This is a genomic window from Thiobacillus sp. SCUT-2, from assembly GCF_035621355.1.
Lineage (GTDB): Bacteria > Pseudomonadota > Gammaproteobacteria > Burkholderiales > Thiobacillaceae > Thiobacillus > Thiobacillus sedimenti.
Genome location: NZ_CP141769.1, coordinates 670,619 through 691,770, shown reverse-complemented (window position 1 = coordinate 691,770; position 21,152 = coordinate 670,619). Strand labels below are relative to the sequence as shown.

21 protein-coding genes are annotated in these 21,152 nt (G+C 67.1%); 2 read left to right on the top strand and 19 right to left on the bottom strand.

The window, feature by feature from the left end; genetic code table 11:
• Nucleotides 1-19: 19 nt before the first annotated feature.
• The 8 genes from VA613_RS03370 to VA613_RS03335 form a co-directional block, all read right to left on the bottom strand.
• Nucleotides 20-1,318, bottom strand: coding sequence for an adenylosuccinate synthase (locus tag VA613_RS03370; protein ID WP_324780452.1), 1,299 nt, complete (start codon nt 1,316-1,318; stop codon nt 20-22).
• 14 nt (nt 1,319-1,332) lie between these two features.
• Nucleotides 1,333-2,298 (bottom strand): ATP phosphoribosyltransferase regulatory subunit, encoded by a 966-nt coding sequence (locus VA613_RS03365; protein ID WP_324780451.1) that lies wholly within the window; start codon nt 2,296-2,298, stop codon nt 1,333-1,335.
• Between the two features lies 1 nt (nt 2,299).
• The gene (locus VA613_RS03360; RefSeq protein ID WP_324780450.1) at nt 2,300-2,488 is read right to left on the bottom strand and encodes a DUF2065 domain-containing protein; all 189 of its coding nucleotides are present in this window, start codon (nt 2,486-2,488) and stop codon (nt 2,300-2,302) included.
• A complete protein-coding gene (hflC, locus tag VA613_RS03355) occupies nt 2,485-3,366 on the bottom strand; it encodes a protease modulator HflC (protein WP_324780449.1) in 882 nt (293 codons plus the stop codon). The genes VA613_RS03360 and hflC overlap by 4 nt, the downstream gene beginning before the upstream one ends.
• Nucleotides 3,363-4,559, bottom strand: coding sequence for an FtsH protease activity modulator HflK (gene hflK, locus VA613_RS03350; RefSeq protein ID WP_324780448.1), 1,197 nt, complete (start codon nt 4,557-4,559; stop codon nt 3,363-3,365). Before hflK ends, hflC begins: the two co-directional genes overlap by 4 nt.
• An 11-nt stretch (nt 4,560-4,570) precedes the next feature.
• Nucleotides 4,571-5,755 (bottom strand): GTPase HflX, encoded by a 1,185-nt coding sequence (gene hflX, locus VA613_RS03345; RefSeq protein WP_324780447.1) that lies wholly within the window; start codon nt 5,753-5,755, stop codon nt 4,571-4,573.
• A gap of 141 nt (nt 5,756-5,896) precedes the next feature.
• Nucleotides 5,897-7,714, bottom strand: coding sequence for a putative bifunctional diguanylate cyclase/phosphodiesterase (locus VA613_RS03340; protein WP_324780446.1), 1,818 nt, complete (start codon nt 7,712-7,714; stop codon nt 5,897-5,899).
• Nucleotides 7,715-7,764: 50 nt separating this feature from the next.
• Complete coding sequence (locus VA613_RS03335; protein WP_324780445.1) at nt 7,765-8,862, bottom strand: DUF4931 domain-containing protein; 1,098 nt, start codon at nt 8,860-8,862, stop codon at nt 7,765-7,767.
• 170 nt (nt 8,863-9,032) lie between these two features.
• Between VA613_RS03335 and VA613_RS03330 the strand changes: the two genes are divergently transcribed.
• Both VA613_RS03330 and VA613_RS03325 read left to right on the top strand, forming a co-directional pair.
• Nucleotides 9,033-9,314 (top strand): hypothetical protein, encoded by a 282-nt coding sequence (locus VA613_RS03330; protein ID WP_324780444.1) that lies wholly within the window; start codon nt 9,033-9,035, stop codon nt 9,312-9,314.
• Between the two features lie 7 nt (nt 9,315-9,321).
• Nucleotides 9,322-9,573, top strand: a complete 252-nt coding sequence (locus VA613_RS03325) for a hypothetical protein (RefSeq protein ID WP_324780443.1) — start codon at nt 9,322-9,324, stop codon at nt 9,571-9,573.
• Nucleotides 9,574-9,644: 71 nt separating this feature from the next.
• Here the strand turns inward: VA613_RS03325 and der are convergent, their stop codons facing one another.
• The 11 genes from der to VA613_RS03270 form a co-directional block, all read right to left on the bottom strand.
• Entirely contained in the window at nt 9,645-11,054 is a 1,410-nt protein-coding gene (gene der / locus VA613_RS03320; protein WP_324780442.1) for a ribosome biogenesis GTPase Der, read from the bottom strand.
• A 39-nt stretch (nt 11,055-11,093) separates the two neighbouring features.
• Nucleotides 11,094-12,227, bottom strand: a complete 1,134-nt coding sequence (gene bamB, locus VA613_RS03315) for an outer membrane protein assembly factor BamB (protein ID WP_324781214.1) — start codon at nt 12,225-12,227, stop codon at nt 11,094-11,096.
• 2 nt (nt 12,228-12,229) lie between these two features.
• Nucleotides 12,230-12,871, bottom strand: a complete 642-nt coding sequence (locus VA613_RS03310; protein WP_324780441.1) for a YfgM family protein — start codon at nt 12,869-12,871, stop codon at nt 12,230-12,232.
• Between the two features lie 18 nt (nt 12,872-12,889).
• Nucleotides 12,890-14,152: a histidine--tRNA ligase gene (gene hisS / locus VA613_RS03305; protein WP_324780440.1), complete on the bottom strand. Its 1,263-nt coding sequence runs from the start codon at nt 14,150-14,152 to the stop codon at nt 12,890-12,892.
• A 118-nt stretch (nt 14,153-14,270) separates the two neighbouring features.
• Nucleotides 14,271-15,491, bottom strand: a complete 1,221-nt coding sequence (gene ispG, locus VA613_RS03300; RefSeq protein WP_324780439.1) for a flavodoxin-dependent (E)-4-hydroxy-3-methylbut-2-enyl-diphosphate synthase — start codon at nt 15,489-15,491, stop codon at nt 14,271-14,273.
• 30 nt (nt 15,492-15,521) lie between these two features.
• On the bottom strand, nt 15,522-16,355 hold the full coding sequence (locus tag VA613_RS03295) for a RodZ domain-containing protein (RefSeq protein ID WP_324780438.1): 834 nt from the start codon (nt 16,353-16,355) through the stop codon (nt 15,522-15,524).
• A complete protein-coding gene (pilW, locus tag VA613_RS03290; RefSeq protein ID WP_324780437.1) occupies nt 16,352-17,122 on the bottom strand; it encodes a type IV pilus biogenesis/stability protein PilW in 771 nt (256 codons plus the stop codon). The genes VA613_RS03295 and pilW overlap by 4 nt, the downstream gene beginning before the upstream one ends.
• Entirely contained in the window at nt 17,119-18,222 is a 1,104-nt protein-coding gene (rlmN, locus tag VA613_RS03285; protein WP_324780436.1) for a 23S rRNA (adenine(2503)-C(2))-methyltransferase RlmN, read from the bottom strand. The genes pilW and rlmN overlap by 4 nt, the downstream gene beginning before the upstream one ends.
• A gap of 71 nt (nt 18,223-18,293) precedes the next feature.
• Entirely contained in the window at nt 18,294-18,722 is a 429-nt protein-coding gene (gene ndk, locus VA613_RS03280) for a nucleoside-diphosphate kinase (protein ID WP_324780435.1), read from the bottom strand.
• 55 nt (nt 18,723-18,777) lie between these two features.
• The gene (gene tilS / locus VA613_RS03275) at nt 18,778-20,115 is read right to left on the bottom strand and encodes a tRNA lysidine(34) synthetase TilS (RefSeq protein WP_324780434.1); all 1,338 of its coding nucleotides are present in this window, start codon (nt 20,113-20,115) and stop codon (nt 18,778-18,780) included.
• A 16-nt stretch (nt 20,116-20,131) separates the two neighbouring features.
• Nucleotides 20,132-21,100, bottom strand: coding sequence for an acetyl-CoA carboxylase carboxyltransferase subunit alpha (locus tag VA613_RS03270; RefSeq protein WP_324780433.1), 969 nt, complete (start codon nt 21,098-21,100; stop codon nt 20,132-20,134).
• Nucleotides 21,101-21,152: the final 52 nt, after the last annotated feature.

Genomic DNA, 21,152 nt, shown 5'->3' with positions numbered 1-21,152 from the left:
GTGCTGTTGATCTTGGGCATTACGCCTCGTAGGGGTGGCGACGGACGATCGTCTCCACCCGGTCCGGGCCGGTCGACACGACATCGACCGGCACTTCGCACAGGGCTTCCATGCGCTTGAGATAGGTCTGCGCTTTCTGCGGCAGCTTGTCGAACGCCTGCACGCCGACGGTCGACTCGCTCCAGCCCGGCAGGTCCTCGTAGATCGGCTCGACGTTGGTGATCGACTCGGCGCCGACCGGCAGGATGTCGCAATGCTCACCGTCGATCTTGTAGCCGACGCAGACGCGCACCGTTTCCAGGCCGTCGAGCACGTCGAGCTTGGTGACGCACAGGCCCGTCACGCCGTTGATCTGGATCGAGCGCTTGAGCGCGGCGGCGTCGAACCAGCCGCAGCGGCGGGCGCGCCCGGTGGTGGCGCCGAACTCGTGACCCTTCTCGCCGAGATACTGGCCGACGTCATCGAACAGCTCGGTCGGGAACGGACCCGAGCCCACACGTGTCGTGTAGGCCTTGGTGATGCCGAGCACGTAGTGCAGCGTGTTGGGCCCCACGCCAGCGCCGGTCGCGGCACCGCCTGCGGTGCAGTTGGAGGAGGTCACGAACGGGTAGGTGCCGTGGTCGATGTCGAGCAGCGTGCCCTGCGCGCCCTCGAACAGCAGGTTCTCGCCCGCCTTGTTGGCCTCGTAGAGGCTGCGGGGCACATCCGCCACCATCGGCTTGAGGCGCTCGGCCAGCGCCATCATCTGGTCGAGCGTCTGATTGAAGTCGACGGTGTCGGCCTTGAAGTAGTTCTTCAGCATGAAATTGTGGTGGTCGAGCACCTCGCCCAGCTTGGCGGCGAAGCGCTCGCGGTGGAACAGGTCCTGCAGACGCAGCGCACGGCGCGCGACCTTGTCCTCGTAGGCCGGGCCGATGCCGCGTCCGGTCGTGCCGATCTTCCCGGCACCCTTGGCGATTTCGCGCGCATGGTCGAGCGCGACGTGGTGCGGCATGATGAGCGGGCAGGCCTCGCTGAGCTTGAGCCGGCCGGCGACGTCGACGCCGGCAGCCTGCAGCATGTCCATCTCCTCGATCAGCGCGGTCGGCGACAGCACGACGCCGTTGCCGACGTAGCAGGTGACGTTGTCGCGCAGGATGCCGGAGGGAATCAGGTGCAGCACGGTCTTCTTGCCGCCGACGACCAGGGTGTGGCCCGCGTTGTGGCCGCCCTGGAAACGGACCACGCCCTGCGCGCGGTCGGTCAGCCAGTCGACGATCTTGCCCTTGCCCTCATCGCCCCACTGGGTTCCGATGACGACGACGTTCTTTGCTGCCATGGTGCACTCTCCCTTTATTGCTTGTCCGCGCCGGCGATCGCCAGTTCGCGCAAATCCAGACTGAAACCGGTCGCCGGGCGTGCCCGGCCGAACACCCGCCCCACCTCGTCGTAGCGCCCGCCCTGAGCGATGGCATGGCTGCGCCCCGAGGTATAGGCGGCGAACACCACGCCGCTGTGGTAGCCGTAGCCGCGCAACTCGGCAAGATCGTAGGCGGCCTCGACGCCGGAAAGCCCGCGATCGAGCGTCTCCAGCGTATCGAGGGCGGCGGCGATCGCCTCGAGCTGCGGCAGGCGGGCACGCGCCTCGGCGAGCACGCCGCGGTCGCCATACAGCTGCGGCAGCGCGGCGAAGGCTTCGCGCAGCACCGCCGGAAGGCCGGCCGTCAGCACGGCCACGGCGCTGCCGTCCTTCGCCTGCAGGGCCCCGAACAGCTGATGTTCGATCTCCCCCGAAAGGCCCGCTTCCTGGGCCAGCGCGCGATAGACGCCGACGTGCCCGACGTCGAGCTGAAGCGCCTCGACCCCGCAGGCGGCCAGCCCGTGCAGCATCAGCGTGAGGATCTCGAGATCGGCGTCGGCGCCGGCTTCGCCGTACAGCTCCGCGCCGATCTGGATCGGCTCGCGCGAGCGGTGAAAGCCGTCCGACTGGGTGTGCAGGACGCTGCCCGCGTAGCACAGGCGATTGACCGCATTCGCCGCCAGCAGGTGCGCGTCGATGCGCGCCACCTGCGGCGTGATGTCGGCGCGCACGCCCATCAGCCGCCCGGTCATCTGGTCGACCAGCTTGAACGTCTTGAGGTCGAGATCGGCGCCGACGCCGGTCAGCAGCGACTCGACGTATTCCATCAGCGGCGGGATCACCAGCTGGTAGCCACGGCTGCGGAACAGGTCGAGCAGTGCGCGGCGCATGTCCTCCATGCGCCAGGCTTGCGGCGGCAGCACGTCCTCGACGTTTTCGGGCAAGAGCCAGGCAGTCATCTCACTTCAGCATCATCAACACAAAAAGGCCACCCAGCATCGAGGTGGCTCCGATAAACCGCAACTGACCGTCCCGCAGTTCGAGCACGTGGCGAAAGGCCTCCCGCCACGCGGCCGGCGCCGCCAGCGGCAGGATGCCCTCGATCACCAGCAGCAGGCCGAAAGCGGCCAGCCAGTCGACCCCCGTCATTTGCCGCCGGCGGCACGCGGGTTCTTCATGTACTTGAAGAAATCCGCGCTGGGATCGAGCACCATCACGTCGCTCTTGCTCTTGAAGCTCTCGCGGTAGGCCTGCATCGAGCGGTAGAACGCGTAGAACTCGGGATCCCGGCCGTACGCCGCGGCATAGATCGCGGCCGCCTTGGCATCGCCCTCACCCTTGACGTGCTGGGCATCGCCATAAGCCTTGGCGACGATCACTTCCTTCTGCTTGTCGGCGTCCGCCTTGATCTTTTCCGCCTCGGCGGCGCCGGTCGAACGCAGTTCGTTGGCGACCTGCTTGCGCTCGGCCTCCATCCGCCGATACACGTTCTCGGACACGCTTTCCGGCAGATCGACCCGCTTGATCCGCACGTCGACCACCTGCACGCCGATCTTCCGTGCATCCTGGTCGGCCTTGGTCCGGATGACATTCATGATCTCGTCCCGATGCCCCGACACGACGTCGTTGATCGTGCGCTTGCCGAACTCGGCGCGCAGCCCGTCGTTCACGGTCTGGCTGAGGCGAATCTGCGCCCGCGTTTCGTTGCCGCCGACCGAGACATAGAACTGCCGGGGGTCGATCACGCGCCACTTGATGTAGGAATCGACGAGCACGTTCTTCTTTTCCGACGTGATGAAGCGCTCCGGCTCGGCCGCATCCAGCGTCAGGATGCGCGTGTCGAAATAGCGCACGTTCTGCACCAGCGGCAGCTTGAAGTACAGGCCGGGCTTGGTTTTCACCGAGACCACCTCGCCCAGCTGGAACACCAGCGCGTTCTGCCGCTGGTCGACGGTGAAGACGCTGCCGGAAAGCAGCACGAGAATCACCGCCAGCGCGACCAGCAGGGAACCGATATTCCTCCTCATGGCCGGTCCTCCCGGTCACGGCTCCGCAAGGCATCGCGCGAACGCAGGTCCGCCGGTGCCTGCGGCGCAGCCGCCGGCGCCGGCGCCGGCTGGGCCAGCACTTCAGGCGCGCCGGCGTAGGGCTGGCTGACGATCTGCTGCAACTTGTCGAGCGGCAGATACAGGAGGCTGTTGCCCCCCTTCTGGTCGACCACGACCTTGCTGGTGTTGTTCATCACGGTCTGCATGGTATCGAGATACATGCGCTCGCGGGTCACCTGCGGCGCCTTCTTGTACTCGGCCGAGATCTGCGCGAAGCGGCTGGCCTCGCCCTCGGCGTTCGCGATCACGGCCATCTTGTAGCCCTCGGCCTCTTCCTTCAGGCGCGACGCCAGGCCGCGCGCGCGAGGCACCACGTCGTTGGCATACGCTTCCGCCTCGTTCTTCAGCCGCTCGCGATCCTGCCCCGCCTTGACCGCATCGTCGAACGCGGCCTGCACCTGCTCGGGCGGCTGGATGTTCTGCAAGGTCACCTGGCTGATGCTGATGCCGGTCTTGTAGCGGTCGAGAATCTGCTGCATCAGCGCCTTCGCCTGCGCCGCGATGTCGGCACGGCCCTCGTACAGCACGAAATCCATCTTGTTCTTGCCGACGATTTCGCGCATTGCCGTTTCCGCCACCTGCAGCACCGTGTCCTCGGGCGCGCGGTTGACGAACAGGAATTCCTCGGGATCCTTGATGATGTACTGGACCGCGAACTGGAGATCGATGATGTTCTCGTCGTCGGTGAGCATCAGCGACTCCTTCAGCACCTTGCTCCGGACGTTGTTGCGGTAGCCGATCTCGACCGTGCGGACCTGGTCGATGTTGACCACCTCGCGCGACTCGATCGGCCACGGCAGATGCCAGCGCGGACCGGGCTCGGTGGTCTCGACGTACTTGCCGAAGCGCAACACCACGCCGCGCTGGCCGGTGTCGACGATGTAGAAGCCGCTGGCGATCCAGATCAGCACGAGGGCCCCGATCACCATGCCGAGGAGGCTGCCGCCCCCTGCGCCGCCGGACGGGAAGCCGCTTCCGCCGCCTCCGCCCTTGCCGCCGAACATGCTGTTGAGGCGCTGGTTGAGGCGACGCCAGAGCTCGTCGAGATCGGGCGGCCCGCTGTTCTTGTTGCGATTACCGTTGCTGCCCCATTGGGGGTCGTTCCAGGCCATAGCGTGTGTGCTTATGCAGAAAGAGCTGTGTGTCGGGAAGTGTCGTCGTCCGTCGTTCCGGCGTCGTGGTCGGCGCGCCGGGCCACCAGGATTTCCGACAGGGCATCGCGCAAGAGTTCAAGCCCCGCGCCCGTTCGCGCGGATACGTACACGCTCTGCAGTTTACCATATTCGTCATGGCCCACTCCCGGCGCAATGCCTGTCAGATCGAGCTTGTTGTAGACCCGGAGCTGCGGGACGGCGTCCGCGCCGATTTCCTTCAGGACCTTCTCGACCGCCTCCATCTGGCGCTCGCGCGCGGGACTCGCCGAGTCGATCACGTGCAGGAGCAGGTCCGCCTCGGCCGTGGCTTCCAGGGTGGCGCGGAAGGCGGCCACCAGGTCGTGCGGCAGGCGGGTGATGAAGCCAACGGTGTCCGAAATCACGACTTCCCCGCTTGCCGGATCGCCGCCTGCCGCTTCGGCGAGGCGCGGCAGGTAGATCTTGCGCGTGGTGGTGTCGAGCGTCGCGAACAGCTGGTCGGCGGCATACGCCCCCGCCCGCGTCAGGGCGTTGAACAGGGTCGACTTGCCGGCGTTGGTGTAGCCGACCAGGGCGACCGACAGCACCTGCTGGCGCGCACGCGAACGCCGCTGGGTGCGACGCTGCTTCTCCAGCCTGGCGAGGCGATCGCGCAGGGCCTTGACGCGCACGCCGATCAGGCGGCGGTCGGTCTCGAGCTGCTTCTCGCCGGGGCCCCGCATGCCGACGCCCCCGCGCTGGCGTTCCAGGTGGGTCCAGCCGCGCACCAGTCGCGTCGACAGGTGCTGAAGCTGGGCCAGTTCGACCTGCAGCTTGCCTTCCGCGGATTGCGCCCGGCGCGCGAAGATGTCGAGGATGAGGGTGACGCGATCGATCACGCGGCAGTGCAGGCGGCGCTCCAGGTTGCGTTCCTGCGCCGGGGAGAGCTCATGGTTGAAGATGACGACGTCCGCCTCGGTCGCCGCGACCAGCGCGGCGATCTCGTCGGCCTTGCCGCTCCCGACGAACAGTGCGGCATCCGGGCGGCTGCGCTTGCCCAGCACCTCGCCGAGGATGTCGAGGCCGGCGCCCGCCGCCAGCAGGCGCAGTTCGGCCACGCTTTCCGCATGGTCCGGATCGCCGAAATCGATCGCGACGAGAATGACGCGCTCGCCACCCTTGTGCCGATCAAACAAGCGCCATTCTCCGGACGCCCGGCGGGCGCTTCACGATGACGGTGCTTTCAGCTCGGCAGCGCACTTCGGCAATATCGTGCATGGACGGCAACTCGGTCCGCATTTGGCGCCCGGCACTCCTCTTCGATTCGGGCTCCCATTCTAGTCCATGCCGTCCAGTTGCGGCCGGCCGAAATACCAGCCCTGGCCGTAGTTCACGCCCATGTCGGCGAGCATCCGTGCCGTTTCCGCATCCTCGACGTGCTCGGCCACGGTCAGCACGCCTTCCTTGCGGGCGAAGCTCGCCAGGCTTTCGACGATGCCGGCCACCTTGCGGTCCTGCCGCATGTTCGACACGAGCCAGCCTTCGATCTTGAGGAAGCTCACCGGCAGGTGCGCGAGATACAGATACGAGGAATAGCCGCTGCCGAAATCATCCAATGCCAGCCGGAAGCCGAAGTCGATGAAAGGCTGCAGGTCGGCACGCAGCTTGGCGAGGCTGACGATGCGCTGGCGCTCGGTCAATTCCAGCACGATCGGCTTGACCGGCCCGAGCATCACGCTGCACGTCTGGCAATAGCCCAGCGCATTATTCAGCATCTCCTCGACCAGGTCGCGCCGCGCCAGGAACTGCGGCGACACGTTCACGAAATGCGCAAAATCGGTCGATCCTCCCTGATCCATGCGGACCACGCAGCGCTGCATCACGTTGCGGATCACCTGCCGGTCGACCTCGGCCATCAACCCGAGGCCTTCGGCCAGGTCGACGAAGTCGCGTGCCTCGACGATTTCGCCGGTGGGGGTCTCGATGCGCGCCAGCGCCTCGTCGGCGACAGGCTGTCCGGTGGCGAGGTCGACGATGACCTGCGAGGCCTGCCGCACGCGGTTTTCGGCCAAGGCCTGTCGCAACACGGCACTGTTCCACTGCACATGCGTCGGCGCGGCCAGATGAACCTGGTCGCGCCCTTCTGCCTTGGCCCGGTACAAGGCCGTGTCGATCTCCTCCAGCATCGGCAGCATGTCGCGGTCGTTCGCACCGAACGCCGCCACCCCGGCGGAAAAGCTCAGGGAAATGGGCCCGACGGCCGTCTGGACCGGCGTGGCACGCGTCAGCGCGGCCAGCCGCTCGAGCGTCGCCACGGCATCCTGCGCCGTGCTGCCATGCAGCACGAACAGGAATTCCTCGCCCCCCCAGCGCGCGACCCAGTCCCCCTCGCGCAGGCCGGACTCGAACCGGCGCGCGACCGCCTTGAGCACTTCGTCGCCGACGGCATGGCCGTAGCGGTCGTTGACGGTCTTGAAATGGTCGAGATCGACCAGCGCCAGCGCGAAGCCATGGCCGTCACGTAGCGTGCGTGCCCTCTCCTTCTGCAGGCGTTCCTCGGCCGCACGCCGGTTGGGCAGGCCGGTGAGCGGATCGGTCAGGGCGATGCGCTGCAGCAGGTCTTTCTGCGCGGATTGATGCAGGGCATTGCCGAGCCAGTCGGCAATGAGATCCATATAGGCGATGTCGACCGCGTCGGGAGGCAATTCCCGGTACCGGCGCAAGAAAGCCAGCACCCACCCCCCCTTGTCGCCGACCGCGACCGGAAGGCCGGAGTAGGTGCGCAGGCCCAATTTGTTCACCAGCACATGATCGACGTATCGCGGATCCTCGCGCAGATCGGGGATATGGCTTGGTTGACGCGACAGATGCACCTCATGGCACAACACTTTTTCCACTGCCAGCACCGTGCCTTCCGGAAACATCCCCATCGGGTCGCTGACATAGCGCGCGGTGTAGTGCTCGGCAAACTCGCCCAGCACCACCAGATCCATGTCCAGCACCTCTGCCGCCATCGCCAGCATGGCCCGGATGCGCTCGGGATCGGACAGCCCGGGCCGGACCGACAGCTTCCACAGCGCGTTCAGCCGATCGACATGAGACGTGTCGGGCCCGGCGTACGCGGCATGCGGATCGGATTCGTCGGGTGGCACCATCGTTGCAGCCAGGGCTTGGGAAGACCGGCTATTCTAACGCACGGTATTTTCTACAATTCGACCGCGCGCAGGCGTTCCGCCGCCTGTTCGGGATTGATCGTGTTGACGAACAGCCCGGAGCCCAGTTCAAACCCGGTCGGAATGGACGTGCGGGGGCAGATTTCCAGGTGCCAGTGGTAGCTCGCGGCGTAGGGGACGTGGGCGGCCTCCGCGCCGCCGTGCGGCACCGAGTGGAGGAAGAAATTGTATTGCGCCCCGCCGATGACCGCGTCGAGCCGGGCCATGGTGCGCTTCAGCACCCGCGCCAGATCGACAAGGTCGTCGCCGCGCACGTCCAGGAAATCGGCCTGGTGCGCAAGCGGCAGGATATGCACCTCCCACTCGTAGCGGCTGGCGAAGGGCTTGATGGCGATGAACTTTTCGCCCCGCTCGACGACGTACTGCCCGACGTTGATCTTGCGCCGCACTGCACCGGAATTGCGGTCGTAGATCGTCGCCTCGAAGGTCAGCACCTCGTCGATCAGCGCACAGAAGATGCAGTGGTGGTGCTTGGCGTAGTAGGCGGCGCTGTTCCTCACCTCGGCGTCGACGTTCTCCGGCACCACCGGCATCGCGATGACCTGGCTGTGGGTGTGGGGGATCGACGCGCCGGCGGCCGGGCCGAAGTTCTTGAACACCAGCACGTACTTCAGCCGCTCGTCGGATTCGAACAGCTGCCGCATGCGCGTCTGGTAGACGCCGAACAGCGCCGCCAGATGGCTCTCGGCCATGTCGTGGATCGCGATGCCGTGCTCGAAATGGTCGATGATGACCTCGTGCCGGCCGTAGCCGTCGATCGTCTGCTGCAGGCCGAAGGCAAAGCCCGCCTGGGCGCGGTCGTCGCCCAGCACCGGATAGAGATTCTCCACCATGCGGATCTGCCAGTCGCCGTGCTCCGGCCAGGCCAGGATCGCCGGCGGCGTCTTGTCTTCGTTGCCGCGGCAGAACGGGCAGGTCTCGACGTGCTTGCGGGTGTCACGCGGTGCCAGTTCCTCGGCCTTCTTCGGGCGCATGCTGCGCGCCGTGGCGACCAGTACGGATTCGGCGGGAACAACGGGATTGATGCGGATTTCCCGAACCTCGTCGGGGGTCTTGGGCTGTTCGGACATGGGGGTCTCCTTTGCCCCGGAAGCATAAAGCAGCGGCCGCACGAAGGCTGTTCATTCTGCTTATGACCCCATCAGGCTTTTTATCCCCCTCGCCAGACAAGGGCTTGCGTTGACGAAGGCCGATCCGGCGCCGACAATGGACACTCTTTGCCGCTTTCCGGAGCCTCCCCATGGACGAAAAAGCCCTGCACGACGAGCAGCGCCTCATGCGCATGATGCGCAAGACCCTGACTTCCATCGTGCGCGACACCGCGCCGCGCGACGGCAACCCCAGCCCGCTGTCCGAAGCCACCATCCTCAACATCAAGGACTGCCTGATGGTGATCTCGACGCGCGAAACCGAACTCGCCAGGCTGACCGGCCGCACCCTCGACGAACGCCCCCACTTCACCGACGAGACGCCGACCAGCCACGCCGTCAAGATCAGCGGCATCTCGAAGAAGACGCACTGAACCCGTCATGCCGCAGGCCACCAGCCTCTTCACGGACGTCGAATCCAAGATCGTCGGCACGGCGCCGGTGGTGATCTATTCGCCGTCCGGCAAGACCCGCAAGCGCTTCCCGGAGGGCGTGGTCGAGGTCCATGCCACCGAGGCCGAGGCGCTCGCGCACGCCGATCCCGCGCAGCACCGCCACGCGGCGATCGCCAGCGGCCCGTCGCGCTCCTCGGAAGGATTCAGGCTGTTCTATCTGGTGCGCTGGCTCGATTGAGCGCGGTCGTGGCGGGACGCCCCGCGTAGCCACGCCCCGCCATTCGCGGCAAACACCATCGCCCATCCGGCTCAGGTCGAGCCGTAGACCTTGCGCCGGATCCGCTTCTCGCGCCGCCGCCGCGTCTCATCGCTCGCCGAGAGCGGGCCGCGCTTCTTGCCCTCGAACGGGTTCTTGCCCTCGTCTTCCTTGACCTGGATCCGCAGCGGCGTGCCCTGCAGCTTGAACGCCTTGCGGAAACTCGACTCCAGATAGCGCTTGTAATCGTCGCGCAGGCCTTCCAGCGCGTTGCCATGCAGCACGATCACCGGCGGGTTCTTGCCGCCCTGGTGCGCGTAGCGCGGCTTCGGCCGGAACAGGCCGTTCTTCGGCGGCGCATGCTGCTCGACCGCCGCCTCCAGCACCCGCGTCAGCTTGGGCGTCGACATCTTGATGAAGGCGGCGGCGTGCGCCGCCTCGACATCCTTCAGCAGCGCGTCGAGGCCCTTGCCCTTGAGCGCCGAGATGTAGTTGAAGCGGGCGAAGTCGAGAAACGCCAACTTGCGGCCGATGTCGCGCTTGATGTCGTCGCGTTGCTCCGGCGAGAGCCCATCCCACTTGTTGACCGCGACCACCAGCGCGCGCCCGGTCTCGAGCACGAAGCCGGCGAGGTGCGCATCCTGGTCGGAGACGTTCTCGCGCGCGTCGAGCACCAGCACCACGACGTTGGCGTCCTCGATCGCCTGCAGCGTCTTGATGACGGAGAACTTCTCGACGGTCTCGAACACCTTGCCCTTGCGGCGCACGCCGGCAGTGTCGATGAGGATGTAGGGCTTGCCGTCGCGCTCGAACTCGACGTAGATCGAGTCGCGCGTCGTGCCGGGCTGGTCGAAGGCGATCACGCGCTCCTCGCCGACCAGCGCGTTGACCAGCGTCGACTTGCCGACGTTGGGGCGCCCCACCAGCGCGATCTTCGGGACGCCATGCTCGTCGGGCTCGGCTTCCTCGGCGGGAAACGGTGCCAGCGCCTCGGCGACGAGATCGCCGATGCCGTCGCCGTGCGCCCCGGAGATCGCGAGCGGTTCGCCGAGGGCAAGCTCGTGGAATTCGGCGGTGACGACGGCGCGGTTCATGCCCTCCGCCTTGTTCACCGCGAGGAACACCGGACAGTGCGCGCGCCGCAGGCGGTCGGCGATGACCTTGTCCTGCGGCGTGAGGCCGGCGCGGCCGTCGACCATGAAGATGATCGCGTCGGCCTCGTCGATCGCCTGCAGCGTCTGGCGCGCCATCTCGGCCATGATGCCGTCCTTGGCGACGGGCTCGAGCCCGCCGGTGTCGACCACGAGGTACGGCTTGCCGCCGATGCGGCCGCGCCCGTAGTGGCGGTCGCGCGTCATGCCGGGCATGTCGTGCACCAGCGCGTCGCGCGTGCCGGTCAGCCGGTTGAAGAGCGTGGACTTGCCGACGTTGGGACGTCCGACAAGAACCAGGGTCGGGAGCATGTTGATCCTTGCTGGTGCGCCGGCGCGGCCGGCGCACGATTACTTGAGTCTGAAAGCGACGACGCTGCCCTTGGCGGTCTGCACGGCGAAGCCAGGCCCGATGTCGACCGGCGCCGCACGCACGCCGCTATCGACCTTGGCGCGCGCGACGAAGCTGCCATCCGCCGAGGACAGCACATGGACGTAGCCTTCGCCGTCGGCCACCACCACCCAGGCACCGAGCGCCATGGGCGCGGTCACCTCGCGGCGCGCCAGCTTGTCCTGCCGCCAGATCGCGCGACCGGTATCCTTGTCGTAGGCGGTCACGGCATCCTTGTCGTCGGTCACGTAGACGTCGCGCTCGTCCATCGCAAGACCGGTGTTGCTCGACGTGTCGCGCGCCCACACGAGCGCGCCGTTGCGGCGGTCGAAGCACGCCACCCGCCCCTGGTAGGTGACGGCGCAGACCTGGGTATTGTCGACCGCCGGGTCGCCCATCACGTCGGCCACCCGTTCCAGTTCGCTCGCGCCGCGCGGCACCGCCACCGTCACCTCCCACAGCTGCGCACCGTTGGCGGCATTCAGCGCAACCAGCTTGCCGCCGGGGAAACCGATATAGAGCGCGTCGTCGCGCGCGACCATGCCGCCCGACCCGCGCAGGCTCAGCACCGGCAGATTGCGGGTATACAGCCATTTGCGGCTGCCGTCCGCGGCCGCCAGGCCCTGCACCCGGCCGTCGCCGGTCCGCACGACGACCATGTCGCCGACGACGAGGATCGGCCCTGTCACCTCGCTCGACAGGGCAGCTTTCCAGCGCACCTGCCCGGTGTTCCGGTCCAGCGCGATCAATTCGCCACGTGCGCTGCCCGCCAGCACCAGTCCGTTCGCGGCGGCAGCGCCAGCCGAGAGCTTGGCCCCGGCATCGGTTTTCCAGACGGTGCTGCCGTTGGCGAGCGCGATGCGCACCACGCGGCTGCCGCCGGCGGCAAAGACATCGCCGCCTTCGGCCTGGGGCCGGAACCGGTCGGCCGCCGATTCACCCGTCTCCGCCTTCCAGGCCTCCGCGAGGCTGGCGGTGGGCTTGAATTCGACCAGTTCGGCGGGCTTCGGCTTGGCCGGACCGTGGCCGAACCATCCCGACACCGTGCTGCATCCGGACACGGCCAGCGCAAGGCCGAGAGCAATCAAGCGCATCTTCACTTGGCTTCTCCTCCAAGGGCGTCGAGCTTCAGTTCGACGATGCTCCGATACGGGTTGTCGGCTTCCATCTTCGTGTAGGCCGCCTGGTATGCCGAACGCGCCTCGTCGCGCTTGCCCTGGGCCATGAGGACATCGCCGCGCAGGTCCTCGAAGCGGAACGCGAACGCGTCGCTGTGCGTGCCGGCGAGCGTCTTCAGCGCCGCATCGTATTGCTTCTGGTCGAGCTGCACGCCGGCCAGACGGAGATGCGCGAGGTCCTTGAGGGCCGGCTCCTTCGTATGGGCCGCGGCCCATTCCAGCTGGCTTTGCGCGCTCTTCAGGTCATTCGCGGCGGCATTCACCTTGGCGAGCAGCAGGGCAGCGCGCGGCGCATAGGCCGTGCCCTTGTACTGCTCGATCAGCATCGCGCCGGCCTCCCGCGTGCCCTTGGTGTCGTTCGCGGCAAGCGATTGCGTCAGCTTTTCATAAACGGTGGCCGCCTCCAGGCTTTGGGTGACTTCGCGGTTCTGCCAGTAGCGCCAGCCGGCGCCTGCGGCGATCATCACCGCGAGGGCGGTCATCACCAGGTTGCCCCAGCGCTTCCACCAGGCCTTGAGCTCGTCCAGCCGTTCCTGTTCGTCGAGATCGTACGTTGCCATCTGCTGTGCCTTATTGAGTTATGTCCGTTTCAGGTAATCGATTGCCAGCGCCACCTCGACGCGGGTCTGCTCGGCCGTGTCGCGCAGCGGCTTCAGGGTGACCTGCTGCGCGGCCGCCTCGTCGTCGCCGATGATCACGGCATAGCGGGCGCCGCTGGCGTCGGCCTTCTTCATCTGCGACTTGAAGCTGCCGCCACCGCAATGCAGCACCGCGGAAAGACCTGCACAACGCAGGGCGGCGGCGACCTGCCAGGCGAAGGGCTGCGCCGCCTCGCCCGCATGCACGACGTAGGCGTCGGCCACCGGCGCGGGAATCGCCCGCCCGCCCGCCTCGACCAGGGCCAGCAGGCGTTCGATGCCCATCGCAAAGCCGGCTGCCGGCGCCGGCTTCCCGCCCAGCTGCTCGATCAGGCCGTCGTAGCGCCCGCCGGCGCACACCGTGCCCTGTGCGCCGAGCTGATCGGTGACCCATTCGAACACGGTACGGTTGTAGTAGTCCAGCCCGCGCACCAGTCGCGGATTGATCTCGAACGCGATGCCGCTCGCGCGCAGCAGGGCCTGCACGCCGTCGAAGTGCGCCAGCGCCTCGTCCTCCAGCTCGTCCATCAGCTTGGGCGCGGCGTCGTTGAGTGCCTGCATCGCCGGATTCTTGCTGTCGAGGATGCGCAGGGGGTTGCTGTACAGGCGGCGCTTCGCGTCCTCGTCCAGCGAATCCGCATGCGCCTCGTAGTAGGCGATCAGCTTCTGCCGGTGGCGCTGCCGCGACGCGTGATCGCCCAGCGTGTTGAGCTGCAGCGTCGGCGCGATGCCGAGTTCCTTCCACAGGTCGGCGCACATCACGATCAGTTCGGCGTCGGTGTCGGGACCGGCGAAGCCCAGCGCCTCGACGCCGACCTGATGGAACTGGCGATAGCGCCCCTTCTGCGGGCGTTCGTGGCGGAACATCGGGCCGGTGTACCACAGGCGCTTGCCGCCGTCGTAGAGCAGATTGTGCTGGATCACCGCGCGCACCGATGAGGCCGTGCCTTCCGGGCGCAGGGTCAGCGACTCGCCGTTGAGTTCATCGACGAAGGTGTACATCTCCTTCTCGACGATGTCGGTCACCTCGCCGATGGCGCGTTTGAACAGGCCGGTGTGCTCAAGGATCGGCGTGCGCATCTCGCGGTAGCCATAGCGCCGCAGCCAGTCGCGCACGATCGCCTCGAATCCCTGCCAGATGCCTGCGGCATCAGGGAGGCAGTCGTTCATGCCGCGCACGGATTGAATGGTGTTGTTGCTCATGTTCCCGAAATTAATTATCTATCCGCGAAGAATGCGAAGAAGCGCGCAGAAAACCCAATCGCGGTTCTTCTTGATTGTTAGATTCTTCCTTCGCATCCCTTCGCGGATAAAGACTCGTTCAATGCCCGTACCGCCGTTGCACGTAGTCCTCGACGATGGCCTGGAATTCTTCGGCGATCCGCTCGCCCTTCAGGGTCACGGTCTTTTCGCCGTCGACGTAAACCGGCGCGACCGGCACCTCGCCGGTGCCCGGCAGCGAGATGCCGATATTGGCGTGCTTCGACTCGCCGGGTCCGTTGACGACGCAGCCCATCACCGCGACCTGCATCGACTCGACGCCGGGATACTGGCTGCGCCACAGCGGCATCTGGTTGCGCAGGTAGGTCTCGATGTCCTGCGCGAGTTCCTGGAACACGGTCGAGGTCGTGCGTCCGCACCCCGGGCAGGCGGTAACCTGCGGCGTGAACGCGCGCAGGCCGAGGGCCTGGAGGATCTCCTGGCCGACGCGCACCTCCTGCGTGCGCTCGCCGCCCGGCTCGGGCGTCAGCGAAATGCGGATGGTGTCGCCGATGCCTTCCTGCAACAGCACCGACAGGGCCGCCGTCGACGCCACGATGCCCTTCGACCCCATGCCCGCCTCGGTGAGCCCGAGATGCAGCGGATAGTCGCACTGCGCCGCCAGGTCGCGGTAGACACCGATCAGGTCCTGCACCCGGCTCATCTTGCATGACAGGATGATGCGGTCGCCGGCAAGGCCCAGTTCCTCCGCTTTCCTGGCCGATTCCAGTGCCGAAGCCACCATCGCGCGGCGCATCACCACTTCGGCATCCTCCGGCTGCGCCAGGCGCGCATTGTCGTCCATCATGCGCGCGGCGAGCGCCTGGTCGAGGCTGCCCCAGTTGACGCCGATGCGCACCGGCTTGTCGTACTTGCACGCGACCTCGATGAGCGTGGCGAACTGCTCGTCGCGCTTGTTGCCGCGTCCGATGTTGCCGGGGTTGATCCTGAGCTTGGCGAGCGCCTGGGCGCATTCCGGCACCTGCGTCAGGAGCTTGTGGCCGTTGAAATGAAAATCGCCGATCAGCGGCACCCGGCAGCCAAGGACATCGAGGCGCTCGCGGATCCGCGGCACCGCGGCGGCCGCCTCGAGCGTATTGACGGTGATCCGCACCAGTTCGGAACCGGCTTCGGCGAGCGCCTGCACCTGGCGCACCGTGGCGGTGACGTCGACCGTGTCGGTATTGGTCATCGACTGCACGACGACGGGGGCATCGCCGCCGACCAGCACGGAACCGATCCGCACTTGGCGGGTGGAACGACGGACAATCTGGGACATCATTCTTCCGGGAAGGCTGTTCGCAAACGAGGGCTATTCTTCAAGCGTGAAACGCGCGACCGTTCCGTCGACGAACGGCTTGAGGTCGATGGCACGGCCGTTGTAGGTCAACTGCACCTGCGCCGCATTGCCGATGACCAGATCGAAGGGCGGTTGGCCGCGCACATCCGCGCTGCCCCCCGCATGGTTCAGCTGGCGCATCAGCATGCGTCCGCTCTCATCCCGGACTTCGGTCCACGAATCGCCGACGAACTCGAGATGCAGCACGCTTCCGGCCGGCGCCGACTCAGTGGCCACCGGCGCGGGCGAGGCCGGGTCGCCGGACTCACCCTGCCCGTCGCCGACTACGGGCGGTGCTGCGGGCGAGTTCGCTGCCGTGGTCGCCGGGGCAGCCGCCTCCGGCTTGGCCGCACCTGGCGTTGCCGGCGCGCCCTCTGCCGGATGCCGGGCGAGCGGCGCAGCCGTGCGCGCGGGCTCCTCGGGCTCGCTGCTGAGCCACATGTAGAGCGCGACCGGGACGGCAACGGCCAGCACCAGCGCCAGCAGCGACACGATCAGCCACGGGGAGGCAAACCAGGGCCGCGACGGGATCGGCTCGACGCGGCTGACGGCAGGCGGCTCCGCCGGCGCACCCTCCATCCGGCCGAGCAAGGGCTCGGGCGCAAGCCCCAGCAGCCGCGCATAGTTGCGCACGAAGCCGCGGGCGAAAACGGGCTGCCCGAGGCTCTCGAAGTCGTCCCGCTCCATCGCCTCGATCTGGCGTTGCATCAGGCGCAGGCGGACGGCCGCGTCATCCAGCGAAATTCCCTGGGCTTCGCGCGCGTCCCGCAGGGCCTGCCCGATCGACGCGCTCCCGGCTTCGCTCATTCGAATTGTCCAGACATCAGTCGCTGCGCTTCGTTCGAATCCGGGAAGCGCTTGCGCAGCTGAGCGGCGTAGGCGGTTTCCTGCGCGCGATCGCCGAGCTTGCGCTCGAGCAGCACGCCCAGCCACAGGCTTGCGGCCGACGGCGGCGCCAGTTCGTCATGGCGCGCCAGCTGGCGCTGCGCCTCCTGCAGCCGCCCCTGCCGGTAATAGAGGCCCGCCAGCTTCAGCAGGGTGCCCGCGTTGTCGGGCTGCAGCTTGAGCGACTTCGACAGGTTCGCCTCGGCCAGCGCAATGTCGCCTTTCTTCTCGGCGCACAATCCGGCATTGGCCATGGCCAGTTCGGGCTGGGTGTACAAGGGGTTGCGCAAGGCCGCCGTGAACTGCGCGAGCCCTTCGTCATAGCGCCCGCGGGTGCAGAGGAACCAGCCGTAGTTGTTGCGCGTGTCCGAATCGTTGTGGTTCAGGTCGATGGCGCGGCGGAAGTTCTCCTCCGCCAGCTGGTCCTCGCCGAGATCCATGTAGATCATGCCGTAGACGTTGTAGGCCGGGCCGAAGCGGCTGTCGGCCGTGATCGCCTTGCGCAGCTCGTCGAGCGCCACCTTGTACTGCCCGCGCGACAAGTAGGCCCCGGCCAGGTCGGTGAACACCTTCGCCCGCTCGTGGCCCTGGCTGTCGGCCTCGCTCGCCGCAGCGCCGCTGTCGACCTGCTGCGCCGCGCACCCGGTCAGGCACGCCGCCACCGCCACCACGCCGATCCATCTCCTCACGCTGCCTCCTTGTGCATTCGTTTCATCACGCGACCGCTCTTGTCCGCGACCTTTCCGGCCAGCTGGCCGCAGGCGGCGTCGATGTCGTCGCCGCGCGTCTTGCGGGTGGTCACCACATAACCTGCGTCCTGCAGGATCTCGCGGAACACGCGCAGCGCCTCGGCACGCGGCTTCTCGTAACCCGAATCCGGAAACGGATTGAACGGAATCAGGTTGAACTTGCACGGCACATCGCGCGTCAGTTCGATCAGCTGGCGCGCATGCTCGGGCTGGTCGTTCACGCCGGCCAGCATCACGTACTCGAAGGTGATGAAGTCGCGCGGCGCGTGCACGAGATAGCGCCGGCACGCCGCCATCAGTTCGGCCAGCGGGTATTTCTTGTTGATCGGCACGATCTGGTCGCGCAAGGCGTCGTTCGGTGCGTGCAGGCTCACCGCCAGCGCCACCGGGCAGCGTTCGGCGAGCCGGTCCATCGCCGGCACCAGACCCGAGGTCGACACCGTCACCCGACGCCGCGACAGCCCGTAGGCATGGTCGTCGAGCATGATGCCGAGCGCGGTCACGACGTTCTCGAAGTTCGCCAGCGGTTCGCCCATGCCCATCATCACGACGTTGGACACGGGGCGCTCGGCGATCTCGCCTGTCGTGCGGTTGGGCTCGGTCTTCAGGCTGTGCTGCGCGACCCACAGCTGGCCGACGATCTCGGCCACGGTCAGGTTGCGGTTGAAGCCCTGGCGGCCGGTCGAACAGAACGTGCATTCGAGCGCGCAGCCGACCTGAGACGACACGCACAGCGTGCCGCGGTCGTCTTCCGGGATGAACACCGTTTCGATGCCATTGCCGACACCGACGTCGAACAGCCACTTGCGCGTGCCGTCGGCCGACACGTGCGAATACTTGATTTCCGGTGCCGCCACCACCGCCTGCTGCTGCAGCTTTTCGCGCAGGCTCTTGGCGATGTCGGTCATCTGCGCGAAATCGGCGACGCCCGCCTGGTGGATCCAGTGGAACACCTGGCGCGCGCGGAACGGCTTTTCGCCGCGTTCGCCGAGCCAGGCGGTCAGTCCGGCGAGGTCAAGATCGAGCAGATTCTGCGGCATGCGTTTCCCTCTCCCCCGCCCTCTCCCGCAAGCGGGAGAGGGGGACAAGGTCTCGCTTCGCGAGTTTCACATCAACGGCCCGCGTAGACTTCGCAGGCGGGGAAGAAGTAGGCGATCTCGATCGCCGCAGTTTCGGGGGCGTCGGAGCCGTGCACGGCATTGGCGTCGATGCTCTCGGCGAAGTCGGCACGGATGGTGCCCGGCTCGGCCTTCTTCGGGTCGGTTGCACCCATCAGCGCGCGATTCTTGGCGATCGCGTCCTCGCCTTCCAGCACCTGCAGCACCACGGGGCCGGACACCATGAAGTCGACCAGGTCCTTGAAGAAGGGACGGTCCTTGTGCACAGCGTAGAACCCTTCGGCTTCCTGGCGCGACAGATGCTTCATCTTCGAGGCGACGACCTTGAGGCCGTTGCTCTCGAAGCGGCTGACGATCTTGCCGATCACGTTCTTTTTGACGGCGTCGGGCTTGATGATGGAAAAGGTACGCTGAACAGCCATGTGCATGCTCCAGAGGAATGAGAAAACGGTTCAAAAAACCATGAAAATCAGCCCGCTAGGATAGCACGCCCGGCCCCCTGCTGTCTTGTTCCGGCGCCGATTCGACCACGCATGGCAGCACCCCCGCCTCGCCAGGCGCCGCGACGTGGTCGGCGTCGAAACCGATGCCGGCCACCCACACCAGACGCCCGTCGCACCACAGAAGCGGCAGCCGGCCACGCGCCCACGGCGGAATCGCATGCTCCTGCAGCAGGTTCTTCAGGCTCCGATGCGGGCCGTCGGCATGAAGCCGGAGCCGTTCGCCGCCTTGCCGCACCCCCAGGGTAACGTTCCCGGCCTCGAGCGCAGCGCGCCTCAGTCCGGCGCCGACCACGGTCGCCATCTGCACAGCCACGCCTGCGGCGGGCACCCAGATCCGCGCTTCCCCCTGCCAGCGAACGGGGGGCGCCGGCGGCGGCCCGAGCGGCACCAGGTAGGCGCCGCCGCGATAACGCCACAACGCGACCGGACCGAAATCGACCCGTACCCGCGCGTCCGGGTGCGCGTCGCGCAGCTGGTGCAAGGCTTCGTCGAGGCGGCGGGCGGGCGGCATCGGCTGGCCAGACTGCTCGAAGAAGTGACGCAGCAGATTGCGGGCACGGGGGGGAGGCAGGCGCGCCAGCGCGGCGCAGTCGAGGCGCTCGCCGGCGATCGCCTCGCAGCCGTCGAGCCGGGCCAGATCGTCGAGCAGCTCCGCCGCATCCGCCTGCAGTGCCGCGGCCCGCGCCAGTGTCCGGCCGGCGCCGGGAAAGTGCCGCGCCAGCAGCGGCATCACTTCATGCCGCAGCGCATTGCGGCGATAGCGCACGTCGACGTTGCTCTCGTCGTCGACCCACGCGAGGCCCGCCGCTTCCGCCGCACGCGACAGCTCCGCGCGCGCGACGTTCAGAAAGGGACGCAACAGGACCGCTCGCCAGCCTCGTGGCGCCACCTGCTCTGCCATCGCCGCCAGGCCCTTCGGTCCGGCGCCGCGCAGCAGCTGCAGCAGCAGCGTTTCGGCCTGATCGTCCTGGTGGTGCGCCGTGAGCAGAAAGTCCGCGTCGGCAGCGGCGAAGACGCGCTGCCGCTCGCGCCGGGCTGCGGCCTCGACGCCGGCCGGATCGTCGCGCGCGATCTGCACGCGATGGACCGCCAATTCGACCCCGCCGGCTGTGCATAGGCTGCCGCAAAAATCCGCCCAGGCGTCGGCATGCGGCGACAGTCCGTGATGCACGTGCAGGGCACGCAACTCGAAGGGATGGGCGTCGCGCAGCGCCAGCAAGGCATGCAGCAGGACGACCGAGTCGAGTCCGCCGGAGAGCGCCAGAACCAGTCGCGCGTGCGGCGGAACGTGGCGGCCCAGCACCGCCGCCACCGCCGAAATCGCCAGCCTATTTGGCGGGAGATTCCTTGTAGCTGCCATACGCCCGCAATCGCTGATATCGCGCATTCAACAGGGCGTCGAGCGGCTGCTTGCGCAAGTCGGCGAGCGTGTCGGTCAGCGCACGCCGCATCGACTGGAACATGGCATCCCAGTCGCGCTGCGCCCCCCCCAAGGGTTCCTCGACGATGCGGTCGACCAGCCCGTTGGCCTTCAGGCGATCGGCAGTGATCCCGAGCGTCTCGGCCGCAACCGAAGCCTTGTCCGCGCTCTTCCACAGGATCGAGGCGCAGCCTTCGGGCGAGATCACCGAGTAGGTGGAATGCTGCAGGATCAGCATGCGGTCGCCGACGCCGATCGCCAGCGCGCCGCCGGATCCGCCTTCGCCCACGATGGTGCAGATGATCGGCGTGTTCAGTTCGGCCATCACGTAGAGGTTGCGCGCGATGGCTTCGGACTGGCCGCGCTCCTCGGCGCCGATGCCCGGATAGGCCCCCGGCGTATCGATGAAGGTGAAGATCGGCAGGCCGAATTTCTCTGCCAGACGCATCAGCCGCAGGGCCTTGCGATACCCTTCGGGGCGCGGCATGCCGAAATTGCGGAAGATCTTTTCCTTGGTGTCGCGACCCTTCTGGTGACCGATCACCATCACCGGCTCGCCATTGAAGCGGGCCATGCCGCCGACGATCGCCGCGTCGTCGGCGTAGGCACGGTCGCCGTGCAGCTCGACGAAATCGGTGAACAGGCCCTGCACGTAGTCGAGCGTGTAGGGGCGCTGCGGATGCCGCGCCACCTGCGAAACCTGCCAGGCATTGAGCTTGGCGTATATATCCTTGGTCAGCGTCTGGCTTTTCTTCTGCAGACGGCGGATTTCCTCCGAGATGTCCAGGGCGGAATCGTCCTGCACGAAGCGCAGTTCTTCGATCTTGGCTTCGAGTTCCGCGATCGGCTGCTCGAAATCGAGGAAGGTGATTTTCATCAAACAGTCTTAGAAAACAGGTTAGCCGGGCATTTTAGCAGCCCGGCGCCCT